Source organism: Streptomyces sp. NPDC093600 (genome assembly GCF_044764755.1).
Lineage (GTDB): Bacteria > Actinomycetota > Actinomycetes > Streptomycetales > Streptomycetaceae > Streptomyces.
In genome coordinates, this window is sequence record NZ_JBIWIU010000003.1 from 257071 (window position 1) to 272154 (window position 15084).

General features: G+C 72.7%; 14 protein-coding genes. 9 read left to right on the forward strand and 5 right to left on the reverse strand.

Annotated features, from left to right (window positions below):
• Positions 1 to 220 precede the first annotated feature (220 nt).
• The 8 genes from ACIRB4_RS11095 to ACIRB4_RS11130 all read left to right on the forward strand — a co-directional run bounded on the left by ACIRB4_RS11095 (position 221) and on the right by ACIRB4_RS11130 (position 10013).
• The gene (locus tag ACIRB4_RS11095) at positions 221 to 2218 is read left to right on the forward strand and encodes a SpoIIE family protein phosphatase (protein ID WP_403290437.1); all 1998 of its coding nucleotides are present in this window, start codon (positions 221 to 223) and stop codon (positions 2216 to 2218) included.
• A gap of 63 nt (positions 2219 to 2281) precedes the next feature.
• Positions 2282 to 3616, forward strand: a complete 1335-nt coding sequence (locus ACIRB4_RS11100; RefSeq protein WP_403289939.1) for a wax ester/triacylglycerol synthase family O-acyltransferase — start codon at positions 2282 to 2284, stop codon at positions 3614 to 3616.
• Positions 3617 to 3653: 37 nt separating this feature from the next.
• A complete protein-coding gene (locus tag ACIRB4_RS11105; RefSeq protein WP_403289940.1) occupies positions 3654 to 4529 on the forward strand; it encodes an Fpg/Nei family DNA glycosylase in 876 nt (291 codons plus the stop codon).
• 40 nt (positions 4530 to 4569) lie between these two features.
• Positions 4570 to 5331, forward strand: coding sequence for a LytR/AlgR family response regulator transcription factor (locus ACIRB4_RS11110; RefSeq protein WP_403289941.1), 762 nt, complete (start codon positions 4570 to 4572; stop codon positions 5329 to 5331).
• Between the two features lie 123 nt (positions 5332 to 5454).
• Positions 5455 to 5865, forward strand: coding sequence for a hypothetical protein (locus ACIRB4_RS11115; protein WP_403289942.1), 411 nt, complete (start codon positions 5455 to 5457; stop codon positions 5863 to 5865).
• Positions 5866 to 5881: 16 nt separating this feature from the next.
• Complete coding sequence (locus tag ACIRB4_RS11120; RefSeq protein WP_403289943.1) at positions 5882 to 7603, forward strand: cation acetate symporter; 1722 nt, start codon at positions 5882 to 5884, stop codon at positions 7601 to 7603.
• Positions 7600 to 8808, forward strand: a complete 1209-nt coding sequence (locus ACIRB4_RS11125; protein ID WP_403289944.1) for a sensor histidine kinase — start codon at positions 7600 to 7602, stop codon at positions 8806 to 8808. Before ACIRB4_RS11120 ends, ACIRB4_RS11125 begins: the two co-directional genes overlap by 4 nt.
• Positions 8809 to 9014: 206 nt before the next feature.
• The gene (locus ACIRB4_RS11130; protein WP_403289945.1) at positions 9015 to 10013 is read left to right on the forward strand and encodes a S1 family peptidase; all 999 of its coding nucleotides are present in this window, start codon (positions 9015 to 9017) and stop codon (positions 10011 to 10013) included.
• Here ACIRB4_RS11130 and ACIRB4_RS11135 read toward each other — a convergent pair.
• From ACIRB4_RS11135 to ACIRB4_RS11155, 5 genes are all read right to left on the reverse strand, one after another.
• Entirely contained in the window at positions 9991 to 10422 is a 432-nt protein-coding gene (locus ACIRB4_RS11135; RefSeq protein WP_403289946.1) for a hypothetical protein, read from the reverse strand. The genes ACIRB4_RS11130 and ACIRB4_RS11135 overlap by 23 nt on opposite strands.
• A 199-nt stretch (positions 10423 to 10621) precedes the next feature.
• The gene (locus ACIRB4_RS11140; protein WP_403289947.1) at positions 10622 to 11623 is read right to left on the reverse strand and encodes an ArsR/SmtB family transcription factor; all 1002 of its coding nucleotides are present in this window, start codon (positions 11621 to 11623) and stop codon (positions 10622 to 10624) included.
• A gap of 238 nt (positions 11624 to 11861) precedes the next feature.
• Positions 11862 to 12356: a hypothetical protein gene (locus ACIRB4_RS11145; protein WP_403289948.1), complete on the reverse strand. Its 495-nt coding sequence runs from the start codon at positions 12354 to 12356 to the stop codon at positions 11862 to 11864.
• Between the two features lie 249 nt (positions 12357 to 12605).
• Positions 12606 to 13019, reverse strand: coding sequence for a PaaI family thioesterase (locus tag ACIRB4_RS11150; RefSeq protein ID WP_403289949.1), 414 nt, complete (start codon positions 13017 to 13019; stop codon positions 12606 to 12608).
• A 4-nt stretch (positions 13020 to 13023) separates the two neighbouring features.
• Positions 13024 to 13581: a sigma-70 family RNA polymerase sigma factor gene (locus ACIRB4_RS11155; RefSeq protein ID WP_403289950.1), complete on the reverse strand. Its 558-nt coding sequence runs from the start codon at positions 13579 to 13581 to the stop codon at positions 13024 to 13026.
• A 260-nt stretch (positions 13582 to 13841) separates the two neighbouring features.
• Between ACIRB4_RS11155 and ACIRB4_RS11160 the strand changes: the two genes are divergently transcribed.
• Complete coding sequence (locus ACIRB4_RS11160) at positions 13842 to 15056, forward strand: CapA family protein (RefSeq protein ID WP_403289951.1); 1215 nt, start codon at positions 13842 to 13844, stop codon at positions 15054 to 15056.
• The last annotated feature ends 28 nt before the right edge of the window (positions 15057 to 15084 follow it).

Consider the following 15084-nt stretch of genomic DNA (forward strand, 5'->3'; position numbering starts at 1 on the left):
AGCCCCGATCCCGCCGCGAGCCGAGCCGAACCCGACCCGTGTCCGAGCCACGCCCCGCCCGTGCCCCGATCTCCGCCGTGCGCGCGGCCGGGGCTGCGCCTAGCGTGGCCCCATGGACGCGGGCCGAGGGGGCGCCGAAGCGGCGGAGACCTGCCGCTGCGAAGCAGGGACAGGGGGCGTGACCTGCTGCTTCCTGCGCGCCCATGGCGAGCGGTTCGGCATGGGCAGCTTCGACTGGGACCTGGTCAGCGGCACCATGATCATGGACGCGGGGGCGCTCAAGGTCTTCGACATGGGCCCCGACGAATACGACGGCGACCCCACCACCCTCAGCTCCCGTGTCCTGCCCGACGAGGGACGCCGGCTCGACACCCTCGTCACCCACGCCCTGAAGGACGGCAGCGACCGCTACGGCGCCTACTTCCGCATCCGCCGCCGCGACGGCAGCCAGCGCTGGACCCACACCCAGGGCCTCATCCACCGCGACGAGACCGGCCGCCCCCACCGCATCCTCGGCATCGTCCGCGACGCCTCCGAGGAGCTGACCGAGTCCGCCGCCCGGCTCGGTCTCGACGAGGGCCGGCGCAAGCGCACCAGTGTCGTGGAGAGCACCACCGCGGCCCTCGCCCACGCCCGGACCGTCCAGGACGTCATCGACCTCCTGAACGACTCCCACGGCCTGGAGTACTTCGGCGCCACCAGCCTGGTCATGGGGCTGCTCGAATCGGGCCGGATCCATCTGGTGGCCGAGGGGCCGGCCGGCGCGTTCGTGCCCGGCACCCGGTTCACCCGGGTGGACGAGCCGTACCCGATGAGCGAGGTGGTCCGGACCCTCACCCCCCGGTTCATCGAGTCGGCCGAGGAGTTCGCCGACTCGTACCCCATCCTCTGGCCGCACATCAGCGGCCTCGGCATCACCTCGGCCGCCTATCTGCCGCTGATCGCGCAGGCCCGCCCCATCGGCGCGCTCGGTCTCCTCTACGGCGACAGGACCGGCTTCAGCGCCGACGAGCGCAACCTGCTGGTCGCGCTGGGCAGCAGCATCGCCCAGAGCCTGCAGCGCGCCATGCTCTACGAGCAGGAGCACGACCTGGCCGAGGGGCTCCAGCAGGCCATGCTGCCGCGCCGCATCCCCGACGTGCCCGGCGCCCACATCGCCGTCCGCTACCGCTCGGCCCGCCTGGGCCGGGACATCGGCGGCGACTGGTACGACATCATCCCGCTGCCCGGTGGTCGGGTCGGGGCCGTGATCGGGGACGTCCAGGGGCACGACACCCACGCGGCGGCCGTCATGGGACAGCTGAGGATCGTGCTGCGGGCCTACGCCGCCGAGGGGCACACCCCGGCGACCGTGATGGCCAGGGCCTCCGTCTTCCTCCACGAACTGGACACGGACCGCTTCGCCACCTGCACCTATGTGGAGGTGGACCTCGCGACCGGGGTCATGCAGGTGGTGCGCGCCGGGCATGTGGATCCGCTGATCCAGGACGCCGACGGCAGCTGCCGACGGCTGCCCGTCGAGGGCGGGCTCCCGCTCGGGCTCTCGGCGGAGTTCGGCCGGCTGGACTTCCCGGTGACGGCGCTGGAGCTGGACCCCGACCAGACGCTGCTGCTGTACACCGACGGACTGGTGGAGAAGCCGGGGACGGACCTCGACGAGGGCATGCGGTGGCTCTGCTCGCTGGTACGGCGCGGACCGCGCGACCTCCAGCGGCTCGCCGACGAGCTGTGCGAGGTCGTGGACGAGCAGGGCGGCGACGACGACGTCGCCATCCTGCTGCTGCGCCGCCACGGGGCGTACTTCCCGCGGACCGGCGGGCGGCTCCAGCAGCACGTGGGGCAGAGCGACCCCGAGGCGCTGCGCTCGGCCCGGCACATGATCAGGGCCGCCGTGCGGGCGTGGGGCGCCGCGGACCGCTCGGACGAGATCGAGCTGGTCGCCGACGAACTGGTCACCAACGCGCTGATGCACACCGACGGCGGGGCGATCGTGACCCTGCGGATGCTGGCCGGGCCCGAGCGGCGGCTCCGGGTGGAGGTCGAGGACCGCTCCAGCGCCCTGCCCCGGCGCCGCGAGGCGGGGGAGTCGGGCGTGTCCGGCCGGGGCCTGCTGCTGGTCGAACAGATCTCCGACGTGTGGGGCGTGGAGTCACGCGGCAGCGGCAAATGCGTCTGGTGCGAGTTTGATGTTAACTCTATGTACATAGATCGTACTTGACCGTAACCGACTGTACGCGATTGACTTCGGTCTCCTGCTGCCCTTCTAGGACATGAGGATCCGTTGAGCAGTGAGCTTCTGGCCCCCCTCGATCTGGCCTTCTGGCACCTCGAGTCCGCCCACCACCCGATGCACCTGGGCGCCCTCGCCCACTTCGGCCCGGCCCCCGCCGAGCCGGACGTCCTCGGACTGCTGGCCTGCCGGGCCGCGGCGATCCCCCGGCTCCGCATGCGGGTTCGCGACGTCTGGCTGCCCGTCGGAGGCGCCGCCTGGGCCGCCGACAAGGAGTTCGACGTACGACGGCACGTGCGGGAGATCGCCCTGCCGGGCGCCGACTTCGGCGCCGAGACCGCCCGGCTGGCCGGCGAGCTGATGGAGCGCCCGCTCGAACGAGGACGCCCGCCCTGGGAGATGTACCTGCTCACCGGCGCCCCCGACGGCTCCTTCGCCGTCCTGGTCAAGCTCCACCACGCCCTCGCCGACGGCATGCGCGCCGTCGCCATCGGCGCCGGGATCTTCGACGAGATCGCCGCCGGCCAAGGGGCCGGCGTCCGGCGCGCCCGTCCCGTACCCCCGCGCTCCTGGCTGCCCGGACCCGGCCGGCTCGTCGGCGCCGCCCGCGACCGCATCGAGGACCTCGGCCGGGCCGTCGAGGTCGGCGCCAGCGTGCTCCGCGCCAGCCGGCTCGACGTACGCGACACCGACGCCCTCGCCGCCCACTCCAGCGGCACCCGCCGGGTCGCCACCGCCACCCTGGACATGGACCGGATCCACCGGGTGCGCCGCACCGCGGGCGGCACCGCCAACGACGTCCTGCTCACCGTGGTCGCAGGCGCCCTGCGCCGCTGGCTCGACGGACGCGGCGACCCGCTCCCCGGCACCGACCCGCGCGCCCTCGTGCCCGTCTCCCGCCGGCGCCCCGGAACCCCGGCCGCCGCCGGCAACAGCTTCTCCGCCTACCTCCTGACCCTGCCGGTCACCGAACCCGAGCCGGCCGCCAGGCTGGCCGCCGTACGCCGGGCGATGGACCGCAACAAGGCCGAAGGCCCGCTGCGCGGCGCCGGGGCCCTCGCCGTACTCGCCGACCAACTCCCCCCGCTCGCCCACCGCTTCGGCGCACCGCTGGCCTCGGGGGCCGCCCGCATGCTCTTCGACGTCCTCGTCACCAACGTGCCGCTGCCCCGCTCGGCCCTCTCCCTCGCCGGGGCGCCGCTGCGCGCGCTCCACCCGATGGCGCCGCTCGCCCGGGGCCAGTCGCTCGCCGTCGCCATGTCGCCGTACGGCGGCCGGGTCCACGTCGGGCTTGTCGCCGACGGCGAGGCCGTCCCCGACCTCGACGGGCTGGCGGACGCGCTCGCCGACGAGCTCGACCTGCTGGAGCAGACGGCGGGGAGCTGAACGCGCGGCGCGGCGGCGGCCCTGGCAGGGTGGAGCCATGCCCGAACTGCCCGAGGTGGAAGCGCTGCGAGAGTTCCTCGACGAGCATCTCGTCGGCAAGGAGATCGCCCGCGTGCTGCCCGTCGCGATCAGCGTGCTCAAGACGTACGACCCGCCCCTGAGCGACCTCGACGGCGCCGAGGTCGTCGCGGTCGCCCGGCGCGGCAAGTTCCTCGACATCGAGACCGCGGGCAGGACGGGCGAGCTGCTCCACCTCCTGATCCATCTCGCCCGGGCGGGCTGGCTGCAGTGGAAGGACCCGCTGCCCTCGGGGCCCCCGCGCCCCGGCAAGGGCCCGCTGGCGCTGCGTACCGCACTGACCACCGGCGACGGATTCGACCTCACCGAAGCCGGCACCACCAAGCGCCTCGCCGTCCACCTGGCCCGCGACCCGCTCGACGTGCCGGGCGTCGCCCGGCTCGGCCCCGACCCGCTCGCCGACGACTTCGACCTGGCCGCGTTCACCGCGCTCCTCGCCGGCGAACGGCGCCAGATCAAGGGCGCCCTGCGCGACCAGAGCCTGATCGCCGGCATCGGCAACGCGTACAGCGACGAGATCCTCCACGCGGCGCGGATGTCACCCTTCAAACCGACCCAGAACCTCGACGAGGCGGACACCGCCGCCCTCTACGAGGCCATGCGGACCACCCTGCGCGAGGCGGTGGAACGCTCGCACGGCATCGCGGCCGGCAAGCTGAAGGCCGAGAAGAAGAGCGGCCTGCGGGTGCACGGCCGCACCGGCGAGCCCTGCCCGGTGTGCGGGGACACCATCCGCGAGGTGTCCTTCAGCGACTCCTCGCTCCAGTACTGCCCCACCTGCCAGACCGGCGGGAAGCCGCTCGCCGACCGCAGGATGTCCAAGCTCCTGAAGTAGCCGGTTCTGCGGCGGGCGCGGCCCGCCTACACTCCGCTGCATGCTGCGCGTACTGGCCGTCGACGACGAAGAGCCGGCCCTCGGGGAACTGCTCTACCTCCTGCGTGCCGACCCCCGGATCCGCAGCGCCGAGGGCGCCACCGACGCGACCGGGGCGCTGCGCAGGATCGGGCGGGCCCTGGAGGCGGGGCACGACGGAGAGGAGGCCATCGACGTCGTCTTCCTCGACATCCACATGGCCGGACTCACCGGGCTCGACGTCGCCCGGCTGCTCGCCGGATTCGCCCGGCCCCCGCTGATCGTCTTCGTCACGGCCCACGAGGGCTTCGCCGTGCAGGCCTTCGACCTGGAGGCGGTCGACTACGTCCTGAAGCCGGTACGCCGGGAACGGCTCGCAGAGGCCGTCCGCCGCGTCCACGACCTGGTCCACGCCGCCCCGGTGCCCGTCGGGCCCCTGTGCACACCGGAGCAGGTGCCCGTCGAACTGGGCGGAGTGACCCGCTTCGTGGCCGTCGACGACATCGCGTACGTGGAGGCGCAGGGCGACTACGCCCGCCTGCACACCGATCAGGGCAGCCACCTCGTCCGCATCCCGCTGTCCACCCTGGAGGAGCGCTGGGCCGACCGCGGCTTCGTGCGGATCCACCGCAGCCACCTCGTCGCCCTCGACCGGATCGACGAGCTGCGCCTCGACGGCGGCGCGACCTCCGTGCGGGTCGGCACCGCCGAACTGGCCGTGAGCCGCCGGCACGCCCGCCAGCTGCGCGACCTGCTGATGCGCCGGGCGGCGGGCCGCCCCTGACATCCGGCTCGCGCCCCGGCCAGCATGCCTCGACCGCCGCCCCGGAACGCGTCTACCGCCCGTCATCGCTTCTGCGTAGACTCCACAGGCCCAGCAGATCGAGAGACGCCGGAGCGGACGCCGATGCCCCAGCAGCCACCGCCGCGCAGGCCCCGGCGTGAGACCGTCACACACGCCTCGGCCCTCCGCGACGGTGCCGCCGGTCCGCCCCGGCAGTCCGCCGGCCCCCGCCCGGCCGCCCGGACCGGCCATCCGCCCGCCCGCTACGAGATCAGCGAACAGACCACCCTCGGTCACACCTACGTCCGTTCCCTGATGCGCAGTCAGCTCAGGGCGGCGCTCACCGCCCTCGGCGCGCTCGCCCTCCTGGTCGGCTCGCTGCCCCTGCTCCTCGCGCTCCCCGCCCCCGAGACCGTCGTCTGGGCCGTCCTCGGCGTCGGCGTGTACCCGGTCGTCTGGGCCGTCGCCCACTGGTACGTCCGCCGCGCCGAACGCAACGAACGCGACTTCACCGGCCTCGTCGAGGGCCGCTGAGCGCGGGGGACGGCACGTGAACCACACCTACGCGGTGGCCGCGGTCACCACCGTCGTCCTGGCGACCGTGCTCATCGGCGCCCTGGGCCTGCGGATATCCCGCACCACCTCCGACTTCTACGTCGCCTCCCGCACCGCCGGGCCCGGCCTCAACGCCGCCGCCATCAGCGGCGAGTACCTCTCCGCCGCCTCCTTCCTCGGCATCGCCGGCCTCGTCCTCGTCCAGGGCCCCGACATGCTCTGGTACCCCGTCGGTTACACCGCCGGCTATCTCGTCCTGCTCACCCTGGTCGCGGCGCCGCTGCGTCGCTCGGGCGCGTACACGCTCTCCGACTTCGCCGAGGCCCGGCTCGAATCCCCACCCGCCCGCCGGCTCGCCAGCCTCCTCGTCGTCGGCATCGGCTGGCTCTATCTGCTTCCCCAGCTCCAGGGCGCCGGGCTCACCCTGGAGATCCTCACCGGAGCCCCCGACTGGGTCGGCGGCGTGCTCGTCGCCCTCGTCGTCACCGGCATCGTCGCCGCCGGCGGCATGCGCAGCATCACCTTCGTCCAGGCCTTCCAGTACTGGCTCAAGCTCACCGCCCTGCTCGTCCCCGCGATCTTCCTGACCGCCGCCTGGTTCGGCGACGACACCCCGCGCGTCCGCTTCGACGCCCCGGCGGTCTTCCGCGAGCACACCGTCGTCCGCGTCGCCGACACCGTACGGATCGAGGTCGGCGCCCCGCTCACGCTCACCGTCACCGGCCGGATCGACGCCACGGAGTACGAGCGGCGGCCGGTCACCCTCGACGAGGGCGCCCACCGCGTCGAGGGCGGCACCGAACTCGCCTTCCCCGAGGGTGCGACCGTCCCCGAGCGGGCCTCCACGGGCGCCGACCCCCTCGGCTGGTCCCAGCCGCTGGCCGGCGGGAGCGACGGCCACCAGCTGTACGCCACGTACGGGCTGATCCTCGCCACCTTCCTCGGCACCATGGGGCTGCCCCATGTCGCCGTCCGCTTCTACACCAGCCCGCACGGCCGCGCCGCCCGGCGCACCACGCTCGTGGTGCTGGGCCTGGTCGGCGCCTTCTATCTGCTGCCCCCGGTGTACGGCGCGCTGGGCCGGATCTACGCCCCCGAACTGGCCCTCACCGGCGCCGCCGACGCCGCCGTCCTCGTACTGCCGGACCGGATGCTCGGCGGAGTGCTCGGGGAGCTGCTGGGCGCCCTGCTGGCAGGCGGGGCGTTCGCCGCGTTCCTGTCCACCGCCTCCGGGCTGACCATGTCGGTCGCCGGAGTCCTCACCCAGGACGTGCTGCCCAACCGCGGCGTACGGCATTTCCGCCTCGGTGCCCTGCTGTCCACCGCCGTTCCGCTGACCGCCGGGGTCCTGGCCTCGAAGGTTCCCGTCGCGGACGCCGTCGGCCTCGCCTTCGCCGTCTCGGCGTCCTCCTTCTGCCCGCTCCTCGTCCTCGGCATCTGGTGGCGCCGGCTCACCCCGCCCGGTGCCATCGCCGGACTGCTGCTCGGCGGTGGCTCGGCGCTCACGGCCGTGATGGCGACCCGGGCCGGTCTGCCCGCGGAGGGCTGGGCCCACACCCTGCTGGCCTGGCCGGCCGTCTGGTCGGTCCCCCTGGGGTTCGTGACCATGATCCTGGTCTCGCTGGCCACCCCGCGCCACGTGCCGCCCGGAACCCCGGCGATCCTGGCCCGGCTGCATCTGCCCGAGGAGCTGCTGCGCCAGGGAGCCCGCCGGTGAGCGGCACCGCGCTCGCGGCCGCGGGCGCCGCCGCCGCCGTCCTGCTCGCGGCCGGGTTCGTCCTGGGCCGGATCACCGCCCGGCGCGGCGGACGGGCCGCCGATCCTGACCTCGGCACGCCCGTCGAACGAGCCACCTTCCACACCCTGCACACCGCCTCCCTCGCCGCGCCCCCGCTGCGCGCCGGGCTCACCGAGGACACCGCCCGCAAGGCCGTCGGGCGGCTGCGTTCCCTGCTCGGCACCGAGGCGCTCTGCCTCACCGACCGCTCCGCCGTCCTCGCCTGGGACGGGCCGGGCGAGAGCCACCACCGGGACCATGTCATGGAGCAGGTGGCCGAGATCCTCGCGTCGGGGCGCAGCCGGTCCGCGCACACCGGCTGCGCGGAGTTCGAGTGCCCGCTGCGCTGGGCGGTGATCGCCCCGCTCACGGGTGAGGACGGAGTGCTCGGGGCGCTCGTCGCCTACGGTTCGCGGGAGTCCGCCGTCCTCGTGCGGGCCGCGACCGAGGTCGCCCGCTGGGTCTCCGTACAGCTGGAACTGGCCGAGCTGGACCGGTCGCGGACCCGCGTCGTCGAGGCGGAGATCCGCGCCCTGCGGGCCCAGATCTCCCCTCATTTCATCTTCAACTCCCTGGCCGCGATCGCCTCCTTCGTCCGCACCGACCCCGAGCGGGCCCGGGAGCTGCTGCTGGAGTTCGCCGACTTCACGCGCTACTCCTTCCGTCGGCACGGGGAGTTCGCCCAGCTCGCCGACGAACTGCGCTCCATCGAGCAGTACTTGGCGCTCGCCGGGGCCCGCTTCGGCGAGCGGCTCAAGGTCACCCTGCAGATCGCCCCCGAGGTGCTGCCGGTGACGCTGCCGTTCCTCTGCCTCCAGCCGCTGGTCGAGAACGCCGTCAAGCACGGCCTGGAGGACTCGGTGAACGTCTGCCGGGTCACGATCGCGGCCCGCGACGCGGGCGCGGAGGCCGTGGTGACGATCGAGGACGACGGCGTGGGCATGGACCCGGACGTGCTGCGGTCGATCCTGCGCGGAGAGCGCCCCTCCGGCGCGGGGATCGGCCTGTCGAACGTGGACGAGCGGCTGCGCCAGGTGTACGGCGCGGAGTACGGGCTCGTCGTCGAGACGGGGGTCGGCGCGGGGATGAAGGTGACGGTGCGGATCCCCAAGTACCGGGCGGGAGTGCACCGTACGGCCCTCTAGGGTCCTGCGCCTGAAATTTCGGTCAACGGCATCATCGCCGGCACCGGACTCACCCTCGACGACCCGACACCACCCTGCCTCCCGCCCACCCCCTGGTCCAAGGGGGGCTGGCCGCACCATCCAGGCTCCCGCTGCCCGGATGGTCCGGTGGATCACGGCCGGACAGGCTGAACTCGGTACGGATCCCCCGAGCAAAAGGACCCCCCGTGTTCAGCCGCCGCGCCACCCGCACCGTCGCCGCCACCGTCCTCGCCGCCGCGGCCTGTGCCACACTCACCGTCGGCAGCGCCAACGCCATCGTCAACGGCTCCGACTCCACCGAGCGGTACCCCTTCATGGCGGTGATCCCGGAATCCGCGCCGGAGCACGGGCTGATCGACGGCAACTGCGGAGCCTCCCTCATCGACCCGCAGTGGGTCCTGACTGCGGCGCACTGCGTGAAGATGGAGGGCATGAAGCTGGACGGCATCGTCCGTGTCGGCAGCGACCAGCGGAAGTCCGGCGGTACGGTCCGGAAGATCGACCGGATCTTCGTCCACCCCGGCTACGTGAACGGCGACAACAAGGCCGCCAACAAGGACGACGTCGCGCTGATCAGGCTCGACAAACCGGTCGGCGAGCAGCCCATCGAGATCGCGAAGAAGCCGGGGAAGCCGGGCACGCCCACCCGCCTCATCGGTTTCGGCACCACCGTCGACGGGAAGTTCCAGTTCCCGAACCGGCTCCAGGAGCTGGACACCCGAAGGGGCGCCGAGTCCGAGTGCGCGCCCGGGTACGCGGACCGGACCCGGCTGTGCACGATCTCGACCGTGCCCAGGGCCATGGCGTGCTTCGGGGACTCCGGCGGGCCGCAGGTCCGGAAGGGCCGGGACGGCAAGTGGGAGCTGATCGGCGTCACCTCGGGCCCCGGCGTTCCGGACATGCCGTGCACGGGCGGGCCCGGCCTCTACAGCAGCGCCCCCGCCTATAAAGGCTGGATCGACAAGACCATGAGGAACAACGGCGGCAAGGCGCTCGCGGAGACCGGCACGAACGACAGCACCGCGGCGGTCGCCGCGGGTGCGGCCGGGCTGCTCGTCGCCGGTGGCGGTACGTTCGTCAGCCTGCACCGACGAAAGGCCCGCCTGCGGGGCCGCGCAAGCCTCACCAGGCGCGGGTTCCGGGCATCTGCGAAGCGGTGGGTCAGCTCCGGCGAAGGGGAGTAGTGCAGAGCAGGTCCTTGAGATTGCCGTCGTCGAGGCAGACGCGTACGAATGCGGCTCCTCCGACGACGTCGGCCGGCACGCTGAAGCGGTAGCTCTTGGTGTTGCCGCACGCCGTCTCGGAAAGGACGGAGCCGGCCGAGCCGATCTTGTTTTCGTGGGCGTCGTAGGTGTACGCCCAGGTGCGCCGGCAGTACGCCTCACCGGCCGTGCTCACCGACTTGTGCGTCCCCGTCACCTCGATCGATCGGTTGTACCAGGTGACCGTGCCCTTCGTCCATGTGTTCCCGACGGCGACGTGGAAGGGGGTGGGCAGGCCGGCGGCGGTCTGTGCGCCGGCGGCGGGAGCCCCCAGCAACGTGCCCCCGATGAGCACGGCGGAACCGAGGGCGGCGGCGAGATGAGTCCTCATGCGATCTCCAGGTTGGGTGAGCCGGTTGCGGCTTCACATCCTGGGCGGGTGGACCGCCTGCGGCCTACCTCTTAAGTCACGGCTTAAAGGGGGTGAGACGTCCGGCACGGCGCCTCGCGCACCTGGCCGCCATTATCCGGTGGAGCCGTACAGGGCGGCGCGGCGCCCATGAACCCGGCGCGGCGGCACCCCCGGGGTTTCACGGTTCCCTCAGAGCGCCGGCCCGCAGCAGGGCAAGCCCGAGGGGGGTGATGAAATGCAGTACGGACCCGCCTCGGCGGCTGGTGGTGATGAGGTCCGTGTTCCGCAGCACTCTCGCGTGCTGACTGGCCGCTGCGGCCGTGACGTTGAGGCGGCGGGCCAGTTCGCTCGTCGTGCAGCCTTCCGCTGTCACACGCAGGGCGGCGGCTCGCGTGCGGCCGAGCAAAGACTCCAGGTCCCGCACTGCGGAGCCGTCGGCTTCTGCCGGTTCGCTGCCGGTCAGCGACCGGCGCAGAGCCGGCACGGTCAGTCGGGGAGGCTGGGAGGGGTCGAGCGGGTCCCACAGAAAGCTCACCGGGTGTTTCGAGAAGACCGTGGGCGTGATGATCAGCCCCCTGCCCTGGAGACGCGCCTCAACTCTGCGGGGGTAGGGAGCTTCGAGCACCGGTGGACGCCAGCGGACCAGCGGTGCGCAGATCGAACGCAGCAGCAGATCGATGCCGCCCTCCAACATCAGATTCGCGCAGCGGGTGGTCAGCGCGACCAGCTCGGACCGCCCTTGAGGCCAGTAGGGCTCCACGGTCAGTCGATGGCAGGCGCGCACGGCCTCGGCGAGCTGCTGTCGCGCCTCGCGGTCGCCCTCGGACACCTGCCTGGCCCATGGCAGGTGCTGGGGGTGGAAGTCGAGACCCTCAAGCTCGCGTCGCAGCCGGGACACCGGCGCGTGCAGCAGGTTGTCCACGGCGTGGTCCAAAGAGGGCACATCGCCCATCAGGGCCAGCAGATCAAGCCCTGGACCGCGCACCGGAACCAGGCACGTCAGGGGGCGCGTGTCCGCTCCCATCCGGCCCGCGACCGCTGACCGCCACGTGCGGAGGTGAGGAAGCTCCCGGTTCTCCCTCAGCAGCTCCAGGCTGTAGTAGACCTCGGCTGCTACGCCGATCGTTGCGGCCACCCGGGTCCGGGCGAGGTCCTCGGCCGTGAAGTGAATGCGTAACACCGACTGGCCCCCTGCGTCGAAGTTGAGCGCGTGAGCGCACCCCCAGCATGTCCCAACCCGCCGGGGTCGATGCGGCATTCAGGCGTAGCCCGCTCTTGCTCACTGATCCCTTTCGTGCTCGCACCACTCCTGTTCTACCTGGGGGCAGACGCTGGAGTACCCATGTCCTGCGCCTGAAGTTTCGGGCTCAAGTCCCTCGCTGGTTTTTTGCGGGCCAATATGACCAGCCCCTGCGGGGTCAGTAGAGGTGGAGCGCCAGGTGGCCGAGCGGCAGGCCCACCTGCCAGGCGGGGATCCACACCTGGGCCGACTCGTCGACCGGGAACCCGGGCGCCGACGGCATCGGACCGCCCAGATCGGCCGCGCGGATCTGGGTCGCCTCCAGCTGCCGCCAGGTCTCGCGGGCCAGGGCCAGATCGGGGCCGTCGTCGCCCGCGCCGGCCCGGGCGGCGAGCCGCTCGCGCACCCACCGGTCCCAGGGGTGGTCGTACGCGGTCCGCGCGATCCACTCGTCGAGCCGGCCCGCCGTGCCGGCCAGGGACCGGGCGCCCGGTCCTTCGCAGAGGTGGATCGTGAGGGCCAGCGTCCGCTGCCCGGCTCGGTACTCCAGTGAGCCGGGCGCGACGAGACAGCCCGCGCGGAGCAGATCACCGGCTGTGAACTCGGCACACAACCAGGCCATCGGGACGGCCAGTCCGCCCCCGCTGGTGCCGTTCGTGCTCTCGGGCAGCAACGCTTCCACCTTCTTCGGACGTGTCGGTCGAGGCCCCCAGGACCCCAGGACGCCGGGAACTGAGGACGAGCCTCCACCGAAGAGGACGCGTGTGGGTCGCTCTTTACTCAACTCGCCCGTGTGGTTTCGGATACGTTCCTCCGACGCATCGGTGCCGGTGGGAGCGGTGATGCGGGGGAAGACGTCCGGGGCGGATGGGGAACCGCACGACGATCTCGGGCGGGAGCGACGAGAACCGCGCCGGGGCCCTCAGCCGAGCAGCGCGTACACCGCCGTCGCGTGGGCGGCGGTCTCGCTCGTCCCCTCGGCCGTCATCGCGATGTCCGCGAACGCCATCCGCTTCCCGGTCTTGGTCAGCCGCGCCCGTACCAGGACGTCCCTGCCGAGCACCGCCCGCTGGAAGGTGATCGACTGCTGCACCGTCGTCATGGGCACGAATCCGCCGCGTGCCGCCGCGACGGCGATCACCGTCGCGGTGTCGGCGGCGGCCATCAGCGCCTGACCGGACAGACCGCCGCCCTCGCGGGCCAGCCGGTCGGACCAGGGGAGCCTGAGGACCGCCTCGGCTCCGTCCAGGGAGACCACCGAGAGCCCCAGATCGAGCACCCAGGGGGCGAAGTTGTCGGCGAGAACCTTTTCCGCGCTTGCGAGAGTCAGCGTCACGCGGTCATTGTGCTGCCACGGTCCTCGGCCGGGCAACGCCCGCACGCCCGGGCCGGTATCCCGGCAGCCGGCGGCCGAGCTGGCGCAGCGCGTAGTGCGAACGGGACTTCACCGTCCCGGCCGGTATGCCGAGGTCGGCGGCGGCCTCGTTGACGGTGAGACCGTGGAAGTAGAGCCGGACCAGGACCGCGCGGTGCTCCGGGCTCAGCCCCTCGACGGCCGCCCGTACGTCGAGCGCGGCGACCGCCGACTCGGTGACGTCCGCCGGGTCGGGCGTGGCGGCGAGCATCCCGTCCCCGATCTCGGCGGGCCGGGCGAGGCGGGAGCGCCGGGCGTCGATGGCCAGGCGCCGGGCCACGGTGAAGAGCCACGGCCGCATCGACTCGTAGGGTCCGTCGAACGCCTCCGGGTGGAGCCAGGCCCGTACGAGCGTCTCCTGCGCAAGGTCCTCCGCCCGCTGCCGGTCGCCGTAGGTCAGGCCGAGCAGAAAACCGAGGAGGGCCTGGCCGTGGTCGCGCTGGAGCGCCGCCAGGGCGCGTTCGTCGGTCGTCGCCGTTGTCATGCTTCACACCTCTCCTGCGGCTCCCTGTTCTCGTGGCGTATACGAACGCATGCGAGCGGCGAACGACAGGGAACGCACACGTCCGTGCGGCGAGCGGTCGCACCGAGCGGCGAATGGTGCGGTGAACGGTCGCTGGGAGGTCCTGCGTCCGTTTCAGCGGGGTTTGGTGTGATAATCGGCTTTGTTCCTTGACTGAGGCTTATATCCGCTGTGAATTCATCAGGACAGATGTTCGTCCGATGAACGGCGGAGTCCGGCAGATGACCCAGCGCACGAGACAAGGGGCGGTGGCCGTCGCCACCGTCCTGCTCACCGCGGCGACCGGCTGTGCCGGTGCCGCCCGCACCTCCGGAGCGCCGCCCGCCGGGCAGGACTCCGCACGCCCCGCCGCTCCCGTCGCACCGACCGCCCCCTCGGCGGCCGCCGGTGCGGCCTCGGCGCGCACCGGCTTCACCCTCGTCGCCTCCGGCGACGTCCTGCCCCACGACTCGATCATCCGCCAGGCCGCCGCGGACGCGGGCGGCCGGGGCTACGACTTCCGCCCGATGCTCTCCGGGGTCAAGCCCGTCGTCTCGGGCGCCGACCTGGCGATCTGCCACATGGAGACGGTGTACGGGAAGGAGGGCGGCCCCTACACCGGCTACCCCGCCTTCAAGTCACCGCCCGAGATCGCCGCTGCCCTCAAGGACACCGGGTACGACTCCTGCTCCACCGCCTCCAACCACACCCTGGACGACGGCGCCGCCGGCCTCGCACGCACCCTCGACGCCCTCGACCTGGCGGGGGTGCGGCACGCCGGTTCGGCCCGTACCGCGGAGGAGGCGGCCCGGCCCACCCTCCTGAAGGCGGGCGGCGCGACCGTCGCCCAACTCGCCTACACCTACGGCACCAACGGCTTCCCGCTGCCCGAGGGGCAGCCGTGGGCGGTGAACCTGATCGACGAGGAGAAGATCGTCGCCGACGCTCGGGCGGCCCGGAAGGCCGGCGCCGACGTGGTCGTCGTCAGCCTGCACTGGGGCACCGAGTGGCAGACCGCCCCGGACGACCGCCAGCTGGCCCTCGGCAGATCTCTCACCGCCTCGCGAACCGCGGGCCGCCCCGACATCGACCTCATCCTCGGCACCCATGCCCATGTGCCGCAGGCGTACGAGAAGGTCAACGGCGTCTGGATCGTCTACGGCATGGGCGATCAGATCGCCGGGGACATGATCAACTATCAGGGCGCCTTCGATCCCCGAGGCAACCAGGGCACCCTCGGACGCTTCACCTTCACCCCGCCCGCCTCGCCCGGCGGCCGATGGGAGGTGGCCAAGGCGGAGTTCATCCCCCAGTGGTTCGACACCTCCCGGGGCCGGGTGGTCAACCTCAACGCGGCCATCGAGGAGGGCGGCGGCCAGACCGCCGTACGCGACACCATCCGCGATGTCGTCCTCAGCAGGGGCGCGGCCGCGGACGGTCTGCTGATGGGGGAGTAGGCCGGTTCGGCTCATCGGGTGTTTTCGG

Excerpts from the sequence above, each read along its gene's own strand:
- ACIRB4_RS11095 (WP_403290437.1), top strand. The coding sequence starts at position 221 with ATGGGCAGCTTCGACTGGGACCTGGTCAGCGGCACCATGATCATGGAC.
- ACIRB4_RS11105 (WP_403289940.1), top strand. The coding sequence starts at position 3,654 with ATGCCCGAACTGCCCGAGGTGGAAGCGCTGCGAGAGTTCCTCGACGAG.
- ACIRB4_RS11110 (WP_403289941.1), top strand. The coding sequence starts at position 4,570 with ATGCTGCGCGTACTGGCCGTCGACGACGAAGAGCCGGCCCTCGGGGAA.
- ACIRB4_RS11115 (WP_403289942.1), top strand. The coding sequence starts at position 5,455 with ATGCCCCAGCAGCCACCGCCGCGCAGGCCCCGGCGTGAGACCGTCACA.
- ACIRB4_RS11135 (WP_403289946.1), bottom strand. The coding sequence starts at position 10,422 with ATGAGGACTCATCTCGCCGCCGCCCTCGGTTCCGCCGTGCTCATCGGG.
- ACIRB4_RS11155 (WP_403289950.1), bottom strand. The coding sequence starts at position 13,581 with ATGACAACGGCGACGACCGACGAACGCGCCCTGGCGGCGCTCCAGCGC.
- ACIRB4_RS11160 (WP_403289951.1), top strand. The coding sequence starts at position 13,842 with ATGACCCAGCGCACGAGACAAGGGGCGGTGGCCGTCGCCACCGTCCTG.